Source organism: Halomonas urumqiensis (assembly GCF_003028575.1).
In the GTDB taxonomy this organism is placed as follows: Bacteria; Pseudomonadota; Gammaproteobacteria; order Pseudomonadales; family Halomonadaceae; genus Halomonas; species Halomonas urumqiensis.
In genome coordinates this window covers 1-16,097 of record NZ_PYUD01000004.1, presented here as the reverse complement: position 1 = coordinate 16,097, position 16,097 = coordinate 1, and the positions used below count along the sequence as shown (strand labels likewise).

15 protein-coding genes and 1 pseudogene are annotated in these 16,097 nt (G+C 64.7%); 6 read left to right on the top strand and 10 right to left on the bottom strand.

Annotation, left to right across the window (positions count from 1 at the left end):
- Window positions 1–74: 74 nt before the first annotated feature.
- Window positions 75–1,352, bottom strand: coding sequence for an ATP-dependent RNA helicase RhlB (rhlB, locus tag C6V82_RS12245; RefSeq protein ID WP_102586459.1), 1,278 nt, complete (start codon window positions 1,350–1,352; stop codon window positions 75–77).
- Window positions 1,353–1,523: 171 nt separating this feature from the next.
- Between rhlB and C6V82_RS12240 the strand changes: the two genes are divergently transcribed.
- Window positions 1,524–1,790, top strand: a complete 267-nt coding sequence (locus C6V82_RS12240; protein ID WP_102586460.1) for a hypothetical protein — start codon at window positions 1,524–1,526, stop codon at window positions 1,788–1,790.
- Entirely contained in the window at window positions 1,790–2,617 is an 828-nt protein-coding gene (gene xthA, locus C6V82_RS12235; RefSeq protein WP_102586461.1) for an exodeoxyribonuclease III, read from the top strand. Before C6V82_RS12240 ends, xthA begins: the two co-directional genes overlap by 1 nt.
- 7 nt (window positions 2,618–2,624) lie before the next feature.
- On the opposite strand, the gene C6V82_RS12230 is transcribed toward xthA, so the two are convergent.
- The 6 genes from C6V82_RS12230 to C6V82_RS12205 form a co-directional block, all read right to left on the bottom strand.
- Complete coding sequence (locus tag C6V82_RS12230) at window positions 2,625–3,761, bottom strand: tetratricopeptide repeat protein (protein WP_180978194.1); 1,137 nt, start codon at window positions 3,759–3,761, stop codon at window positions 2,625–2,627.
- A 5-nt stretch (window positions 3,762–3,766) separates the two neighbouring features.
- Entirely contained in the window at window positions 3,767–4,558 is a 792-nt protein-coding gene (locus tag C6V82_RS12225) for an energy transducer TonB (protein ID WP_102586462.1), read from the bottom strand.
- Window positions 4,555–4,965, bottom strand: a complete 411-nt coding sequence (locus tag C6V82_RS12220; RefSeq protein WP_102586463.1) for an ExbD/TolR family protein — start codon at window positions 4,963–4,965, stop codon at window positions 4,555–4,557. The genes C6V82_RS12225 and C6V82_RS12220 overlap by 4 nt, the downstream gene beginning before the upstream one ends.
- Entirely contained in the window at window positions 4,958–5,470 is a 513-nt protein-coding gene (locus tag C6V82_RS12215) for a MotA/TolQ/ExbB proton channel family protein (protein ID WP_180978196.1), read from the bottom strand. Before C6V82_RS12215 ends, C6V82_RS12220 begins: the two co-directional genes overlap by 8 nt.
- 64 nt (window positions 5,471–5,534) lie before the next feature.
- Window positions 5,535–6,899 (bottom strand): MotA/TolQ/ExbB proton channel family protein, encoded by a 1,365-nt coding sequence (locus C6V82_RS12210; RefSeq protein ID WP_102586464.1) that lies wholly within the window; start codon window positions 6,897–6,899, stop codon window positions 5,535–5,537.
- A 44-nt stretch (window positions 6,900–6,943) separates the two neighbouring features.
- A complete protein-coding gene (locus C6V82_RS12205) occupies window positions 6,944–7,756 on the bottom strand; it encodes a DUF3450 domain-containing protein (RefSeq protein WP_180978195.1) in 813 nt (270 codons plus the stop codon).
- 193 nt (window positions 7,757–7,949) lie between these two features.
- Between C6V82_RS12205 and fhuF the strand changes: the two genes are divergently transcribed.
- Genes fhuF through fhuB form a run of 4 tightly spaced genes read left to right on the top strand, consistent with a single transcriptional unit; the run spans window position 7,950 to window position 12,447 of the window.
- Entirely contained in the window at window positions 7,950–8,723 is a 774-nt protein-coding gene (gene fhuF, locus C6V82_RS12200) for a siderophore-iron reductase FhuF (RefSeq protein ID WP_102586465.1), read from the top strand.
- Window positions 8,724–8,778: 55 nt separating this feature from the next.
- Complete coding sequence (locus C6V82_RS12195; protein WP_102586466.1) at window positions 8,779–9,546, top strand: ABC transporter ATP-binding protein; 768 nt, start codon at window positions 8,779–8,781, stop codon at window positions 9,544–9,546.
- A gap of 14 nt (window positions 9,547–9,560) precedes the next feature.
- Window positions 9,561–10,463, top strand: coding sequence for an iron-siderophore ABC transporter substrate-binding protein (locus tag C6V82_RS12190; RefSeq protein WP_102586467.1), 903 nt, complete (start codon window positions 9,561–9,563; stop codon window positions 10,461–10,463).
- Window positions 10,453–12,447, top strand: a complete 1,995-nt coding sequence (gene fhuB, locus C6V82_RS12185) for a Fe(3+)-hydroxamate ABC transporter permease FhuB (protein ID WP_102586468.1) — start codon at window positions 10,453–10,455, stop codon at window positions 12,445–12,447. Before C6V82_RS12190 ends, fhuB begins: the two co-directional genes overlap by 11 nt.
- A gap of 116 nt (window positions 12,448–12,563) precedes the next feature.
- Here fhuB and C6V82_RS12180 read toward each other — a convergent pair whose 3' ends face one another.
- The 3 genes and pseudogenes from C6V82_RS12180 to C6V82_RS12165 all read right to left on the bottom strand — a co-directional run.
- The gene (locus C6V82_RS12180; RefSeq protein ID WP_102586484.1) at window positions 12,564–14,699 is read right to left on the bottom strand and encodes a TonB-dependent siderophore receptor; all 2,136 of its coding nucleotides are present in this window, start codon (window positions 14,697–14,699) and stop codon (window positions 12,564–12,566) included.
- Between the two features lie 241 nt (window positions 14,700–14,940).
- Window positions 14,941–15,552: a superoxide dismutase gene (locus tag C6V82_RS12175; protein WP_102586469.1), complete on the bottom strand. Its 612-nt coding sequence runs from the start codon at window positions 15,550–15,552 to the stop codon at window positions 14,941–14,943.
- Between the two features lie 396 nt (window positions 15,553–15,948).
- Window positions 15,949–16,097 (bottom strand): annotated as a pseudogene (locus C6V82_RS12165) (electron transfer flavoprotein subunit alpha/FixB family protein); the annotation flags it as partial.

Below are 16,097 nucleotides of genomic sequence, written 5' to 3'. Positions count from 1 at the left end.
GAATGACCTCCGCTCCGACCTGTCCCCGGCGCCGCTCTTGCCTCTTACGGCAGCCCGTCTTACAAACAGCCTTGTTACAACAACCCTTCCGGCGGATGCACGCAGGGCAACGAATCGTTGATGTAGCGCTCGATCTCGGGCAGGGAGAAGGCGTCTTCCTCACCCACGAAGCTGATCGACACACCCTTGGCGCCGGCACGGCCGGTACGCCCGATACGATGCACGTAGTCTTCCGGGTCTTCCGGCAGGGTGTAGTTGATCACGTGACTGACATCCTCGATATGGATGCCACGCCCCGCCACATCGGTGGCGACCAGCACCTGTATATCGCCCTCGCGGAACTGTTCGAGGGTCTTGATGCGCTGGTTCTGGGGCACGTCACCGGACAGCATGGCGGCGTTGATGCCGGCCTTCTTGAGCAACTCGTCGAGCTTGCGCACCAGATCGCGACGGTTGCCGAATACCATCACGCGATCGAAGCTCTCCTGCTTGAGCAGATTGACCAGTAGCCGCTGTTTCTCGTCATCGCCTACCAGGTAGACGCGCTGATCGATATCGGCGGCATTCTCCACCGTCACCTCGATCTCGACATGCGCCGGCTCATGGGTCCACTGGCTCGCCAGGTTGAGGATGTCTTCCGTGAAGGTGGCCGAGAACAGGAAGGTCTGACGCTCTTCCTTCTTGGGCGTATGCCGAATGATGCGCTTGACGTCGGGGATGAAGCCCATCGACAGCATGCGGTCGGCTTCGTCGAGCACCAGCACCTCGACCTGGGTCAGGTCGACGTCACGCTTCTGGTGGAAATCCAGCAGGCGCCCAGGCGTAGCCACCAGAATATCGAGGTTGCCGGCCAGGGCGTCGCGCTGCTTCTGGTAATCCATGCCGCCGACCACGCTTGCCACCTTGAGATCGGTGAAGCGAGCCAATGCCTTGGCGTCCTTCTCGATCTGCAGCGCCAGCTCGCGCGTCGGCGCGATGATCAGCGCCCTGGGGGCACCGACCTTCTGGCCATTGGGCACCTCTTCCTCGAGGAAGTAGGCCATGATCGAGATCAGAAAGGCCGCCGTCTTGCCGGTGCCGGTCTGGGCCTTGCCGACCACGTCGCCACCCAGCAGGGTCTGGGCCAGCGCCTCGGCCTGAATCGGCGTGCAATACTCGAAACCCAGGGCGTGGATCGCCCGCATCAGCGGCAGCGGCAGGTCGAAATCATGAAACCGCCACTTGCCTGCCACCGCAGGCACCTGAAACTGGCGCAGGTCCCAGCCGGAAGACTGGCGACGACGCGGCTTGCGACGACGACGCTTGGGCTTGCGATCCTGTGCCGGTGCGTTGATCTGTTCCGACTCGCTCATAGGCTTGCTGTCTAGTCCGTTTCAGTGAATAGGGTGCATGACAAGATCGATGATTGTACCAGCCTCGACGCCGAAGGGCGCGCTTGATGCACATGCCACGGGGCAGATGGCTGTCGAAGCGGCGCACGAGGCTGATAGAATGCTCGTCAGACACGCAAGGAGTCATGCCTGATGACACGCCGCAAGAAGACCCGTTCGCTGGCCGACAAGGTGACCATTCGCACCGGCCGGCGCAAGGACTACAAGAAGTGGCGTCACGAGAACCCCGATCAGGTGACCTCGTCGACCCGCTACACCCAGAAGAAGCGCCAGCAGCGCAAGCTGCAGGCGGCCCGCAAGATCGCCCGTCAGGCGTCAGGCCAGCCGATCGCCATCCACCCAGAGCAGCGGCCCGATGCCGGAAATGGCGACAACCACCATGACGGAGAGCCCAAGTGATGCGTCTGGTGTCGTTCAACATCAATGGGGTGCGCGCCCGCCCGCATCAACTCGAAGCGCTCGTCGCGGCACACCGCCCGGCGGTGATCGGGCTGCAGGAGACCAAGGTACAGGACAGCGAGTTCCCCCGCGACGCGCTGGAGGCACTTGGCTACCAAGTGCATTTCCACGGTCAGAAGGGTCACTACGGGGTGGCGCTGATGATCGATACCGCGCAGTGCGGTGAGCCAGAAGCGGTGTACCACGGTTTTCCCGACGATGACGAAAACGCTCAACGGCGCATGATCGGGGCACGTCTGCGCCCAGCGGGTGGCGAGCCGCTGACGGTCTGGAACGGCTATTTCCCCCAGGGCGAGAATATCGAACACCCCCTGAAGTTCCCCCACAAGCGGGCGTTCTACCAGCAGCTCAAGCGCTTGCTGGTAGAAGACCAGCGGCCTGACGAAGCGCTTGCGGTGATGGGTGATTTCAACATTTCCCCCGAAGATATCGACATCGGCATCGGCGAGGACAATCGCAGACGCTGGCTGCGCGAAGGCAAGACCAGTTTTCAGCCGGTGGAGCGTGAATGGCTCGCCGGCATCAAGGCCTGGGGGCTGATCGACAGCTACCGGATACACCATCCCGAAACGTCCGACCGCTTCAGCTGGTTCGATTACCGCTCGAGGGGCTTCGAGCGCGACCCCAAGCGCGGCCTGCGCATTGACTACATCCTGGTCACCGCACCGCTTGCGGAGAAGGTGGTGGATGCCGGCATCGACTATGCACTGAGGGGCATGGAGAAGCCCTCCGATCACGCGCCGGTGTGGACCGAACTGGCGTTGTGATGACGGACTAGTCGCTCGAGGCCGACACCAGCGCCTCGAGCCAGCGCTCTGCTGCGTCCTGACCCAGCGCATCGGCCCGCGTAAGCGCCCGTTCGGCCACTGCTTCCCTGCCCCAGGCGTGGGCCAATTGCCCCAGCCGCAGCCAATCCTCTCCGGCGTCGGTACGTGTTGCCAGCGCCTCCCAGGCCGCAAGCGCGAGGTCTCGTTCGCGCGCGGCCTCCCAGGCCTGGGCCAGTAGCCGGCGATGCGCGTCGCTATCCTCGAGCGTTCCCGCCTGCAGCGCCTCCGCCAGGGCTTCCGCCGCCCGCGCCGGGGTACCGCCGGCCATGTGCAGATGAATCCGCCGCCGCAGAGCCTCTTCGCCTTCGAATATTCCACGGCGCCAGGCCGTTTCCCAGATGGCGGCGGCCCTGCCGGTGTCGCCAAGCCGCTGGGCGAGCGCGGACGCCTCCCGCCAGCGGGCGGGGTCGCGGGTGTCTTTCAAGCCATCCGCCAGCATCGACAGCGCCGCTTCGTCATCGCCCGACCGGCGCCAAACGGTAATGGCCAGGCGTCGCTGGGCAGCGTCCGGCGCAGGGGTTCTCTCCAGGGCGAGCTCGACACGCGAGGCGGCGTCCTGCCAACGGCCCGCTTCGGCCAGCGCCCTGGCAAGTCGCCAGTGGTCATCGGCTTCACCCCCATGGCGGGTCAACCAGTCGCTCAGCAAGCTGGCACCGCCCTCGTCGTCGCCAGCGGCGAGTCGCAGGCGCGCTTCCCTGCGCTGCCAGGTGTCACGCTGCTTTGCCTCCACCCCCGGTGTCTCGCGAGCCAGACGCAGATGCTCCGCCGCCGCCCCTGGGTTGCCCGCTCGTGTCTCCGCGTCGGCAGCCAGTTGCAGGTAGACGGCGCGGGCCCAGCGGTCGGCCGCATTGCCGCCGGCAAGTCGCTCTGCCTGGGCCAGTGCCTTTGCCCTCACGCTTTTCCACTCACCGGCTGACTCACTGGCCTCGAGCTTGCTGTGCAAGTTCTCCAGATCGGCGATGAAAGACGCCGGCAGCGGTGGCGCAGACCATGCCAACGGCATCGCGCACAGCCAGCCGGCCGCGGCAAGCGGCAGCCATCTCAGGGACGGCCTTCGAAGGCGCAAGAGACGATGCAACGACATGGGCACTACCTCAGCTGGAATTCCAGGCGCTGGCGGGCGCGGCGAAGTCCGCTGGCCGGCTCGAACCGCCAGCGCGCCACGGCCTGCCGAGCGGCATCTTCGAATACGTTGCTCGGTCGCGCGGAGATCACCCGGATGCTCGATGCATCGACACGACCATCGGCCTCGATCAGGAACTCCAGTTCCACGACACCTTCCAGGCCACGTCGTTGCGCCCTGCTAGGGTACTCGGGTGGTACCTGGCTGGTCGGCGCCGCACGGCCCACATCCACCGGCTCGCTATTGGCCGGCTCGGCGGAATCGGCTGTCTGGCGTGCGGCGCTGGTGGCAGGCGCTTCACTCTGCGACTCGTTCTGCGCCTCTGGCTGAGGCGATGGGTCCGGTCGAGGTGTCGGCTCGGGCTCTGGCGCCGGTTCAGGTTCAGGCTGTGGTTCGGGTTGTGGCTCGGGCTCAGGTTGCCGTTCACTCAACTTGGGCAAGGCGGCATCGAGCTCCAGTGGCTCGGCCTCCTCGCTCAGCTCGGGTTCCGGCAATGAGATGGGACTCTGGGCCTCAAGTGCCGGTTCGGGCATCGGCGGCAAGGCGGTCGGTTCCGGGGGTGCGGGCGGTGTCGTCTCGGTCGGCGTCTCCGGCTCTGGCTCCGGCACGGCCTCCTGGATATCGGCGCTGGACATGGTCATGGTCATCTCCAGCACCTCGAACTCCTTCTCGGGGGGAGACACCAGCAGTGCCAGCATCCAGAACAGCAGCAGCGCCATGCTGATACCCGCCAATACCGAGACCGGCACTCGGGTCATGGTGCACTCCGTTGAGCGGCCACCGCTACCTGTTCGACGCCGGCCTCGCGAATCCTGTCCATGACTTCGATCAAAAGCCCCGTGGTGGACTCGCGATCCGCCTGGATCACCACACTCCCGTCGTCACTGATCAGCGCGGCGACTTCTTCACCGACCCGGTGAGCGTCCACCGGATTGCCATCCACCCACACCGCCCCTTGCGGGGTAATGGCCACCATCAGTTGAGCATCGGGCCTGGGGGTGGCGGCACTCGATTCGGGCCGATCGATTTCCACGCCACTCTCCTTGATGAAGCTCGTCGTGACGATGAAGAAGATCAGCATGATGAAGACGACATCCAGCATCGGCGTCAGGTTGACCTCACCCGCGTCACCTCCTTCAGTGGACAAGCTGCGACGTCTACGCATGGGAGTCCTCCACAGCGCGAGCCAGGCGGTCATGCAGCCGCTGGTCCTCGCGCCGAATGATCTGTTCCAGTCGGCTGGTGAACAACAGGCCCACCACGGCGACCGCCATGCCCGCCAGGGTGGGCAGGGTGGCGCGGGCCACGCCATCGGCCATGGCGCGGGCCTGGCCGGTGTCGCTCAGTGCCAGGCTATCGAAGACGGCGATCATGCCGGTCACCGTGCCTAGCAACCCAAGCAACGGACATAGCGCCACCAGAAGTTTCAGCCACGGCAGTGGCCGACGCAGCCTGGCAATCAGCTCACGTGCCCAGGCTTCGCGCAGGGTCAGCGCGCTCCAGCTCATATGGTCGGCGCGCGCGGCCCACCTCTCGAGCAATGCCCGCCGTGCACGCCGGTAGGTGATGCGAAAGAACAGCACGCGCTCGAGCGCCAGACTGAACAGCAGCGCCGCCACGCCGGCAATGACCACCAGGATGATCCCACCGGCATCGACCAGCCGCGCCAGGGGTTCGAGACCGAGTTCGAAACCGAGCTCAAGACCGGTTTCGAGACTGGTGGCAAGACTGAACTCACGCCAGAGTGGCAGCACGGTGCAGCCTCCCGGCGGGGTGGGACACTGGCTGGCGGTGTTCCAGTTGCTCGGCAAGTGCCGCACTGGCCTGCCCTTCCACCACCCCGGCCAGGTGGCGGCTGCGCCCGGCCAGCGCCGTCTGGGCAAACAGCAGGGGAACGGCGGTGATCAGCCCGAGCACGGTGGTCACCAGTGCCTGGCTGATCCCGCCGGCCATCAGTTGGGGGTCGCCGGTGCCGAATACCGTGATCGCCTGGAACGTCACGATCATGCCCGTCACGGTGCCCAGAAGGCCCAGCAGCGGGGCCACCGCGGCGAGCAGCTTGACCAGCGGCTGGCCACGCTCGAGCCGCGGCAACTCGGCCAGTACCGCCTCATCGAGACGGGCTTCCAGCGCTTCGGGCACGCTGTCGTCGGCCAGGGCCTGGAACCGCAACAGCACACGGCCCAGGGGGTTGTCCTTGCGCAATTGGTCAAGGTCACGCAGCTGACGGCGAATCGCCACGCTCACCCGCAACAGGTAAGCGTACTGCAGCAGCGCCACCAGCAGGCCGATGATGCCCAGCCCCACCACCACGTAGCCCACGGCGCCGCCCTGATGAAAACGTTCGACCAGACTGGGTTGTCGTGACAACGCGTCGATCACCTGGCCGCCTGAGGGGTCGAGCACCAGCCGTTCGTTTTCACCGGCCTGGAAGTCCCTGAGCAGCGTACTGACCTTGTCGGGCGTACGCGCCGCCGTGGAAAGCACGCCCTCCTCGGCCCCACGCTCGAGCAGCGCCCCGTCTGCGAAGACCCCCAGGTCGCCAACCCGCACCACCTCACGCTCGGCCACCTGTCCGTCAACGGCGGCGACCGGCGCTTCGAAGGCAACCACCCGTCCCGTCTCGGCGGTCAAGGCCAGCAACGCATCACCAAGTGTCTCGAGGTGCTCGGGCCTGAGCACCTCGATGTCATCGAGGCGGGGCGGCAATTCGCTTCCCCCCAGGGTGAGCCAACTCTCCGCCAGGTCGTCGCGCAGCTCACCACTGTGTTGCGCCAGCGTCTCGAGTACTTCGGCGAGATCCCCGCCCTGTTCGGCCTGGCGTTCGTCGAGCTCTTCACGCCACGCCTCCTGGGCCTGCCGCTGCTCCAGGAGTGGTGTCACCCGTTCCTGGGCCTCGGCGTGGGCTTGCCTTGCCTGCTCGAGGGCGGCTTGCAGGGTGTCGCGATCCTCGAGCAATGCGGCCAGGCGCGCCGCATCCCTGGCCTCGGCCATCTCACGCTCGGCGCGCAGGCTGGCAAGCGGTTCCTCCTGGGACTCTACCGGTGACATCATGAGCATCAAGGCCGCCATCACCAGGCCCAACATGACACCGCTCATGCCTGGGCTCCTGACAACTCGGTCGGAACGTCTCCATGGATGTGTCATGAGTTCGTCTCCGTATCGCTGGCAGACATCTCATCGCCTTGGCGGGAAGCACTACGCTCCAACTGGCGAGAGACCGGCAGGGTCAACAGCTCAGGCGCACGCTGTTCTCGGGCGATACTCAACCCATGGCGCACCTCATCGCGTGCGCTGTCGTCCAACGCCACCCAGCCCTGGTCTTCGGCACGCCACACCCCACCCTGCCGGGCATCAGGGGTGAGGTAATAAAACCCCACGCGACCCAAGCGCAGAAAATCGACCTCGCGGCGCTCATCGCCCTCACCCAGATAGCCCCGCCAGGCGTCGAATTCACGGCCGTAATCCAGCTCGGTCCGCCAGGCGGAAAGTATGCGGTCCAGTCGATCCGCACTCGACATATCGAGATCCTCGAGGCTAGCGTCCAGGCTTTCCGCACGCGCCAGCCGCTCCTCACGCAGGAACGGCACGTCCTGCTTTACCCAGGCATCAAGCCGTGCCACCAGGGCTCGCTCCAGTCGAGGCAAGGCCTCGCGGGTGTCGGCCAAGGTGTCGAGCGCCACCTCGCGCCGCGCCAACTTCTCGCCTTCACGCTCCAGACGTGGCGCCAGGGCATCGCCGCGGGCATCCAGGCGCTGGGTCTCGGCTTCCAGCTGGCGCAATTCGGCCAGCATGTCGCGCGTTTCGGCGTCGGCCTGGTCGATCCGTGCCTGCAACGCCGCCTGGGCGCGCTGGGCATCCGTGGCCTCGTTCAACAACGAGTCGGCAAAGGCCTGCGGCGCCACCACTAGCCATAGGGCGGCAACGCACAAGAGGTTTCTTGGACGTATGTCCACTGACGGGCTCCTTGATATTCCTGCGTTGAACGCGATTCCTGCGATAAACGCCGACACAACGCTCGTACTTGGTCGGCAATCGCCCAGACAGTGCCATTAATGATAACAATTATCAATCAATACCATTGCCTTCATTTGATAACGATTCGTATTTTGTTTATCATCTCGGAACGATTTCGACGTTGGAAGCATTATGCCCCGTGCCTTGTCCCAGCTGTACATCGGCCCCCTGCAGGGCCTGGCGCCCCCTCGGGTGTCGGCCATCCCCGGGCCAGGCACGGAAGCGGCCCACGACCTGCTCGACCCGTTACGGCTGGCGAGTCGGCTGGAACACGTTGGCGCTCAGCATGCGAATGGCGACCGCCGCGCGGTGGCATCGTTATGGTCGAAATGGCACTTCAGTGGCTTGATGGCGCATGGCCTGGCATCCAATCTGCTGCTCGAGCGCGACTTGCCGCTTGCTCTGGATGACCTCCACCTAGAGACATCGCCCAACGGGCACACCCAACAATTCATCCTTCGCCATGCCGGTCGCCCACTGGCGGAACTCGCCCCTCATTCACGTTTCGCCACCCTGCTGGAAGGCCACCTGGTGCCGCTGGTCGATGCGCTGGTCAAGGTATCAGGGGCGTCACCCAAGGTGTTCTGGAGTAATGCCGGCAACTACTTCGAGTACTTCAGCCGCGCACTGGTGGAACACCCCATGGCCTCGACCGGCGTGAGCGACTCCGCCACCGCGCTGATGGAGAGTGCCAGGCTGCCTGACGGGCGTCGCAATCCGCTGTATCGCCCTGTGCGCTATGTCTTGTCTACCGACTCGTCAACTGTCTCTTCACCCCCCAGGCGTGTACGACGATTGTGCTGCATTCGCTACCTGATCCCGGAACTGGAGGTCTGCGCCAACTGCCCCCTGACGTGCCGACGCGACCCAGGCACCACGCGCTCCCGCGACGGATCTTGCGTTTGAGTCACCCTGATACCACCACGCTCAAGCGCGTGGTGAGCCGCTATTCGGAGCTACCATGATTGAAGCCATTGCCGCTTCCTTCGAGATCCATGGCACCCCGCTGCTGCACCCCCTCAACCTCACCTTCGAGGAGGGCCGAGTTCACGGCCTGATCGGGCACAACGGGTCAGGCAAGTCGACACTGCTCAAGCTACTGGCCCGCCAGCAGCCACCCCGCCATGGGACGGTGCATCTGGACGGCAAGCCCCTGGCGTCCTGGGAGCCACGTGCCCTGGCGCGCCGGGTGGCCTACCTGCCCCAGCACTTGCCCGCCACCGAGAGTCTCACTGGCCGCGAACTGGTCGCCTTCGGGCGCTATCCCTGGCGCGGGCTGATCGGTCGCCACAGTCGCGACGACCGGGACGCCATCGAACGGGCCATGGCGCTGACCCACACCGAGCATTTCGCCGACCGGCTGGTCGACACCCTGTCGGGTGGCGAGCGCCAGCGCGTCTGGCTCGCCATGCTGCTTGCCCAGGGCAGTGGGTTCCTGCTGCTCGACGAACCGCTGGCGGCTCTCGACATCGCCCATCAGGTGGATGTGATGGGGCTGGTACAAACACTCAGCCGGGAACTGGGCCTGGGCGTGGTCATCGTGCTGCATGACATCAATCTCGCGGCACGCTACTGCGACCACCTGGTGGCGCTGCGCAGTGGCCGGGTGATCGCCGAGGGACGTGCCACGGAGCTGATGAACGAGGCCACCCTTGCACGCATCTATGGCCTGCCAATGCGCGTGCTGCCCCATCCGACCGACCAGCAACCGATGGCCGTCGTCGAATGACAGAAACGAGCCGAATGACCTCAGCGAGAGCGCAATATGCCAACGCCATACCGCGACGCCGCCTGGTTGGCTGGGTGCTCCTGCTGATACTGGGCAGCCTGCTTGCCCTGCCCGCCCACGCCGCCCCGCGCCTGGCCACGCTCGACTGGACGCTGGCCGAGACCCTGGTGGCGATCGGTGCGCCGCCTGTCGCCGCGGGACAGGTCGACAGCTACCATGCCTGGGTCGGCGAACCGCGTCTGCCGAAACAGACGGCGGACCTTGGCTTGAGAACCCAGCCCAACCTCGAGCGCCTTGCCGCCCTGGCGCCGGATCGCATCCTCATCTCACCGATGTTCGCCAACCTCTCTCCTCGCTTGTCACGCATCGCCCCGGTCAGCAACATGGCGCTCTACCAACCCGGCGACGACACCTGGCAGCGGCTGCAGACACTCACTCGCGAGGTTGGCGAACTGGCCGGACGCGACGCCGCCGCAGAAGCGCTGATAAACGACACCCAAGACCACCTGGCCCGCCTGCGCCGGCGCCTGCCAGAGGAGATGTCGCCACTCGTCATCGTGCAGTTCATGGATGAGCGCCACGTGCGGGTATTCGGCGCGGGCGGGCTCTATCAGGCGGTACTCGAGCAGCTTGGCATCGATAACGCCTGGCAGGGCGATGCCAACGCCTGGGGCTTTGCGCTGGTGGGTTTCGAAGCCCTGGCTCGCCAGGAGGGGCGTCTGGTGGTGGTCGAGCCATTCCCGGCCGGCGTCAGGCAACGTCTTGCCGAAAGCACGCTGTGGCAGCATCAGCCAAGCGTCAGGGCGGGCACCTCACTCACCCTGCCGCCGGTATGGAGTTTCGGTGCCCTGCCCTCGGCGCAGCGCTTCGCCGAGGAACTGGTGACAGCACTCGAGGAGACAGTGGATGCACACTGAGGCGTCCTCTCGTCCCTGGCCGGGGTTGACCTGCCTGTTGCTTGCCATCCTGGTGGCTGGCCTGGGCATGCATCAGTTGATGGCTCTCGGTGATGGCCCACTGATCAGCGGACTCGTCGAAGCGCTGAACGCCCTGCGCAACCCACTGTATGGGAACCCCGATCATCTGCTGCTGAGATACAGCTGGTGGCCGCGCCTGGCCATGTCGCTGCTCGCCGGCGCGGCCCTTGCCCTGGCCGGTGTGGTGATGCAGCAGGTGCTGCGCAATCCACTCGCCGCCCCCACCACACTGGGCGTGGCCTCCGGTGCCAACCTCGCCCTGTTGGGAGCGACGCTGCTGGCACCGGGCCTGCTGGCAATGGGCCGCGAATGGGTGGCGATGGCCGGTGGGGCTGGCAGCGTGGCGCTGGTCTTCGCGCTGACCTGGCGGGGTGGTTTTACGCCACTGCGCGTGGTACTGGCGGGGCTGGTGGTCAATCTGTATCTCGGCGCCCTGGCGGTGATCCTGCTGCTGTTCCATCAGGAGGCCCTCAAGGGCTTGCTGATCTGGGGCGCCGGCTCGCTCACCCAGAACGGCTGGCATGACGTGTCCTTCCTGGCACCTCGCCTCGTGCTGGGCATCGGCATGGCGGTCTGGCTACTGCGACCCCTGGCGGTGCTGGAACTGGATGATGCCAGCGTCAAGAGCCTGGGCATTTCCCTCAAGCGCCTGCGCCTGGCGGGGCTCGGCCTGGCGGTGTTCCTCACCGCCTGCGTGGTCAGCGTGGTGGGAGTGATTGGCTTCATCGGGCTTGCCGCTCCCAACATCGTGCGGCTGGCGGGGGCCCGCCGACTGGGAGCTCGCTTGCTGTGGTCGACTCTGCTGGGAGCGCTGCTGCTTGCCGCCACCGACCTGGTACTGCAAGGTGCCAGCCCCGCGCTGTCGACCCTGGTGCCCACCGGCGCTACCACCGCGGCACTCGGCGCGCCGCTGTTGCTGTGGCTGATTCCTCGCTTGAGGCTGGCCAGCGTGCCTCACGCCGCCCAGAGCCACGTGGTGAGTCGTCACCCTGCCCCGCACCGTCTGATCCGAGGCCTGTCGCTGGCACTCCTGGTGGCGGTGGGGCTTGCGCTGTTCAGCGGTCAGACGGTTGACGGTTGGCATGTCAGCGCCGACTGGCAGGTGCTCGAGTGGCGGCTGCCGCGCCTGATCGCTGCTGGCGCGAGCGGTGTGATGCTGGCCCTGGCCGGCGCCATGATCCAGCGGCTTTCCGCCAACCCCATGGCAAGCCCCGAGCTGCTCGGCATCAGTGGCGGCAGTGCCATGGCATTGATGGGCGCAATCTTTCTGCTACCTGCGCCCGGCAACCTGACGCTGGTGGCCTGCGGAACCCTGGGCGCCCTGGCGAGCCTTGCGGTGCTGATCACGCTCAACCACCGCCATGGCCTGGCGCCGGAGCGGCTGTTGCTGACGGGCGTCGCGATCACTGCGCTTTTCGATGCCGTGCGCGCCATCGTGCTGGCCGGGGGAGACCCGCGCGGACAGCAGGTGCTCGCCTGGCTTTCCGGCTCTACCTATTATGTCGATCTGCCATCGGCCGCGCTGGTCATGGCGCTGGCCATGTTGCTGGCCCTGGCCAGCATCCCGTTCTGTCGCTGGCTGGACATTCTGCCCCTCGGCGCAGCCAGTGCCAGCGCGCTGGGCGTTCGCGTCGGGCGAGCCCGGCTGGCGCTACTCGGCCTGGTGGCACTGCTCACCGCGGCGGCAACCCTGGTGGTCGGCCCGCTGTCCTTCGTCGGCCTGCTGGCACCCCACATGGCGCGACTGGCTGGCCTGCAACGCGCACACTGGCACCTCATCGGCGCGGCGCTGATCGGGGCGCTACTGATGATCCTCGCCGATTGGCTGGGCCGCCAATTGCTGTTCCCCGACGAGGTGCCGGCGGGCCTGGTGGCATCGCTGATTGGCGGTGGTTATTTCATGTGGAGCCTGCGCCGAGGATAGACACAGACCGAACGTATTCACCACAAGCGCTGACATCGCCCCTGGGCAAGCGTACTGATGTCGAACACTTGGGCCCGCCTCCCAGGAAGCGGGCCCAGGTGTGACAGTGCGCGCGTTCAATAGCGCCAGGTCAGGTTCGCCATCACGCTGCGAGTCTCACCGAAATAGGCCTGGTCCCATTTAAGGCTGGTCAGGTGTTTTTCGTCAGTGACATTGTTGACGTTGAGCGAAGCAGTCAGGTTGTCGTTGATAGCGTAGTTCGCCATCAGATCCACCAGGGCATAGCCATCCTGACGCGTCTTGCCGTCGGCGTAAGTGCGTTCGCGCTCGATAGCGTCCTGCCAACGCAGCCGGGCGCCGATCTTGAGGGACTCCATGAACGGCAAGCGGTAGCTGGTACTCGCACGCACCAGGTGTCGCGGCAGGTAGGTCGCCGCAGGTTGACCTTCTGCATCCTCGATCTCCAGATAGGTGTAACCAAGGCTGGCCTGCCAACCATCGGCGAGTTCACCGGCAAGGGTGGCCTCGATGCCCTCGCTCTGGATACCGCGGCCCGGCACGAAGAACACATCCGCAGTGCCAGGAATGGTGCCGCCCGGCAAGGCGAGGTTATCTTGCTCGATACGAAACAGCGCCAGGCTCGCGTCGGCAGCACCATCGAACCACTCGCTCTTCACACCAATTTCCTGGGCCGCCCCCTGTATCGGCTCGAGAAACTGGCGGTTGGCATCGGTTTCGGTCTGGGGCTGGAAGATTTCGGTATAACTGGCGTAGAGCGAGGTATCTTGCGTGACATCGACGACCAGACCGGCATAGGGCGTCAACTCGGCATCCCGCTTGGTTGCCTGGGAGACGCCATACTGCTGGCCCGTGTTGTCGATCCAGCTCAGGCGGGTGCCGACCACTGCGGTGACCCTGTCAGCGAGATCGAGCTTGGCCGCCGAGTAAACGCCTTGCTCGCGTGCGGTCGCATCGCCAATGCTGAAATCCGCGGCACCGAAGCTCGAGCGTGGGTAACGGCCATCCCACAGATCAAGAGGTGGCAAGCCTTGCGGCGTATCACCGTAGAGCGAGCTCTGCTGGACACGCGTGCGGCTCCAGTCGCTGCCGACCACCAGCTCGTGATCACGTCCAAACAGCGCAAGCTCACCGTTGGCATGAATGTCGGCAACCCACTGCTCGAGGTGACGGTCATACTTGCTGACCAGCAGTTGACTGGCTTCCAACTGGCCACTGGCCGCATCCGGCACTCCGCTGATATAGAAAAGCTCGGTGTCCGTGAGCATGTCGAGGTGGGTGACGCTGGCATTCAGGCGCCAGTCATCCGTCAATGACTGATCGAGCTCCAGGAAGCTGCGGCGGGTCTCGACATCCCAGTACGACCACTCCGGGGCCGCCGACGTCGACGCAGGATAATCGGTGGGAACGCCAGCCGAGTCATAAAGCGGCAACGCGCCCCACATATTGGCGTCGGTGTCGTTACGTTGCCAGGTATGCCCCATCGTCAACTGGGTGGCATCGCTCGGGTCGGCCTCGATGACTCCATACAGCACACTACGCTCGCGATGCAGCCGATCGAGGTGGGAGTCGCCGTCGGCACCCACGGCCACCAGCCGACCCCGCACACGGTTGTCCCGGTCCAGCGGCCCTGCAACATCCACCTCAAGGCGCCTTCGATCCCAGGAACCGAGGCTGGTCGACACCGACGCTTGCGGCTCGAACGTTGGCCGCTTGCGGATGAAGTTGACCGTGGCGGCCGGGTTGCCGGAACCGGACGACAAGCCATTGGCCCCTCGCAGCACTTCCACGCGATCATAGATCGCGGTGTCCACGTCACCGTGTACGTTGTTGTACGGGGTAGGCACGCGATTGCCGTCGACCTGGAAGTTCGATATCTCGAATCCGCGTGAAGTGTAATAGGTGCGATCGGTCTCCAGACGCTCGACGGTCACCCCCGGCGTGCTTTCGAGTACGTCGTTGACGGTATCGAGGTTGAAGTCCTCGATCTGTGCGCGCGCAATCACCGACAACGACTGTGGGGTCTCGCGTGGCGTGAGCTCGAGTCCTGTGGCGGTACTGGCGCGGAGCACTCGGTACTGCTGGCTTCCCTCGCTGACACTCGACAGCCCCTGTGCTTGTACGATGACCTTGTCGAGCTGACGTCCCTCGGGGGACTGGGCCAGCGCCAGCGAGGCAAACGCGAGACTCCCGCTCAGCGAGAGGGTCAGGCCTGCACGTACGGCGCGTGTCATGGGATGTAGATCAGGAAGGGACATGGAACTGCAACTCTCCGCATGTGGTATGGAACAGGGGATAAGCCATGAGGAGCAGCGATGGTGTCACAGGTCGGGGTACAACCCATAAACACGGGTGATTCTCATAGCTTCATGCGGATGATAATCTTTATCATTGTATTTAACAATAAAACGCCATGGGTGCACCATGGCGTTTTATGTGCCCGGCGGTTCCGGGGTCACGCGTCGAACCGTGCTATCAGGCAACAGCGGCCTGGTAACGACGCTCGACCTCATCCCAGTCGACCACGTTGAAGAACGCAGCGACATAATCGGGACGCTTGTTCTGGTACTTCAGGTAGTAGGCGTGCTCCCACACATCCAGACCCAGTACCGGGGTGTTGCCGTGCATCAGCGGGTTGTCCTGATTCAGGGTATTCTCGACCACGAGCTTCTTCTCGGGGGTCACGGAGAGCCAGGCCCAACCGCTGCCGAAGCGACCCAGAGCCGCCTTGACGAAGGCATCCTTGAAGTCGTCGAAACCGCCAAGCTCGCTGTCGATGGCCTCACCGACCTTGCCTTTCGGCGCGCCGCCGCCATTGGGCGACATCACCTGCCAGAACATGGAGTGGTTGGAATGACCGCCACCATTGTTGATGACCGCCTGGCGCTTCTCTTCCGGCACACGGTCGAGATTGGCCACCAGCTCGTCAACCGGCACATCCTCGAGACCCGTGCCTTCCAGCGCACCGTTCAGGTTGTTCACGTAGGTCTGGTGGTGACGAGAGTGGTGAATCTCCATGGTGGTCGCATCGATGTGCGGCTCGAGAGCGTTGTATGCATAGGGGAGTTCGGGAAGTGTATGTGCCATGTTGTGTCATCTCCTTGAGTGGCTTTCATCGAGCTTCAGTACCAAGGTGCGGTCGCCCGATGGCGATTTCAACCCTGCCTTGGCAGTCTTTCTCGAAGGATACGCCGGGGCCTGCAATCCCGCGATTTTGCCCCACTACGTAAGGGAAGCGCTGAACAAATCGACGAGCGAGATGAAGCGCAAGGCGCACGGAGCACAGGAACCGGAGCATATGGGGTATATGTGAGGATTCCGTCCGGGCTGGCGTACCAGCAACGCGCAACGCAGCAATTCGCTCGCGCAGGCATTTGTGCAGTGTTTCCTTGGTCAATGATTCGCAGTCTACCCAAAGCCTGGTCAATAAAAAAGCCGACTCCTCACGAAGCCGGCTGGTATGAGCGCTTGAAATTCAGCTAGTTATAGCTTGCTTTCAAGTTCAGGCAGCGCCTCGAAGAGGTCAGCGACCAACCCGTAATCCGCCACCTGGAAGATCGGTGCCTCCTCGTCCTTGTTGATGGCGACGATCACCTTGGAGTCCTTCATGCCCGCCAGGTGCTGGATGGCAC

Coding starts and splice junctions, on each gene's coding strand:
- rhlB (WP_102586459.1), bottom strand. CDS start 1,352: ATGAGCGAGTCGGAACAGATCAACGCACCGGCACAGGATCGCAAGCCC.
- C6V82_RS12240 (WP_102586460.1), top strand. CDS start 1,524: ATGACACGCCGCAAGAAGACCCGTTCGCTGGCCGACAAGGTGACCATT.
- xthA (WP_102586461.1), top strand. CDS start 1,790: ATGCGTCTGGTGTCGTTCAACATCAATGGGGTGCGCGCCCGCCCGCAT.
- C6V82_RS12230 (WP_180978194.1), bottom strand. CDS start 3,761: ATGTCGTTGCATCGTCTCTTGCGCCTTCGAAGGCCGTCCCTGAGATGG.
- C6V82_RS12225 (WP_102586462.1), bottom strand. CDS start 4,558: ATGACCCGAGTGCCGGTCTCGGTATTGGCGGGTATCAGCATGGCGCTG.
- C6V82_RS12220 (WP_102586463.1), bottom strand. CDS start 4,965: ATGCGTAGACGTCGCAGCTTGTCCACTGAAGGAGGTGACGCGGGTGAG.
- C6V82_RS12210 (WP_102586464.1), bottom strand. CDS start 6,899: ATGAGCGGTGTCATGTTGGGCCTGGTGATGGCGGCCTTGATGCTCATG.
- fhuF (WP_102586465.1), top strand. CDS start 7,950: ATGCCCCGTGCCTTGTCCCAGCTGTACATCGGCCCCCTGCAGGGCCTG.
- C6V82_RS12195 (WP_102586466.1), top strand. CDS start 8,779: ATGATTGAAGCCATTGCCGCTTCCTTCGAGATCCATGGCACCCCGCTG.
- C6V82_RS12190 (WP_102586467.1), top strand. CDS start 9,561: ATGACCTCAGCGAGAGCGCAATATGCCAACGCCATACCGCGACGCCGC.
- fhuB (WP_102586468.1), top strand. CDS start 10,453: ATGCACACTGAGGCGTCCTCTCGTCCCTGGCCGGGGTTGACCTGCCTG.
- C6V82_RS12180 (WP_102586484.1), bottom strand. CDS start 14,699: ATGACACGCGCCGTACGTGCAGGCCTGACCCTCTCGCTGAGCGGGAGT.
- C6V82_RS12175 (WP_102586469.1), bottom strand. CDS start 15,552: ATGGCACATACACTTCCCGAACTCCCCTATGCATACAACGCTCTCGAG.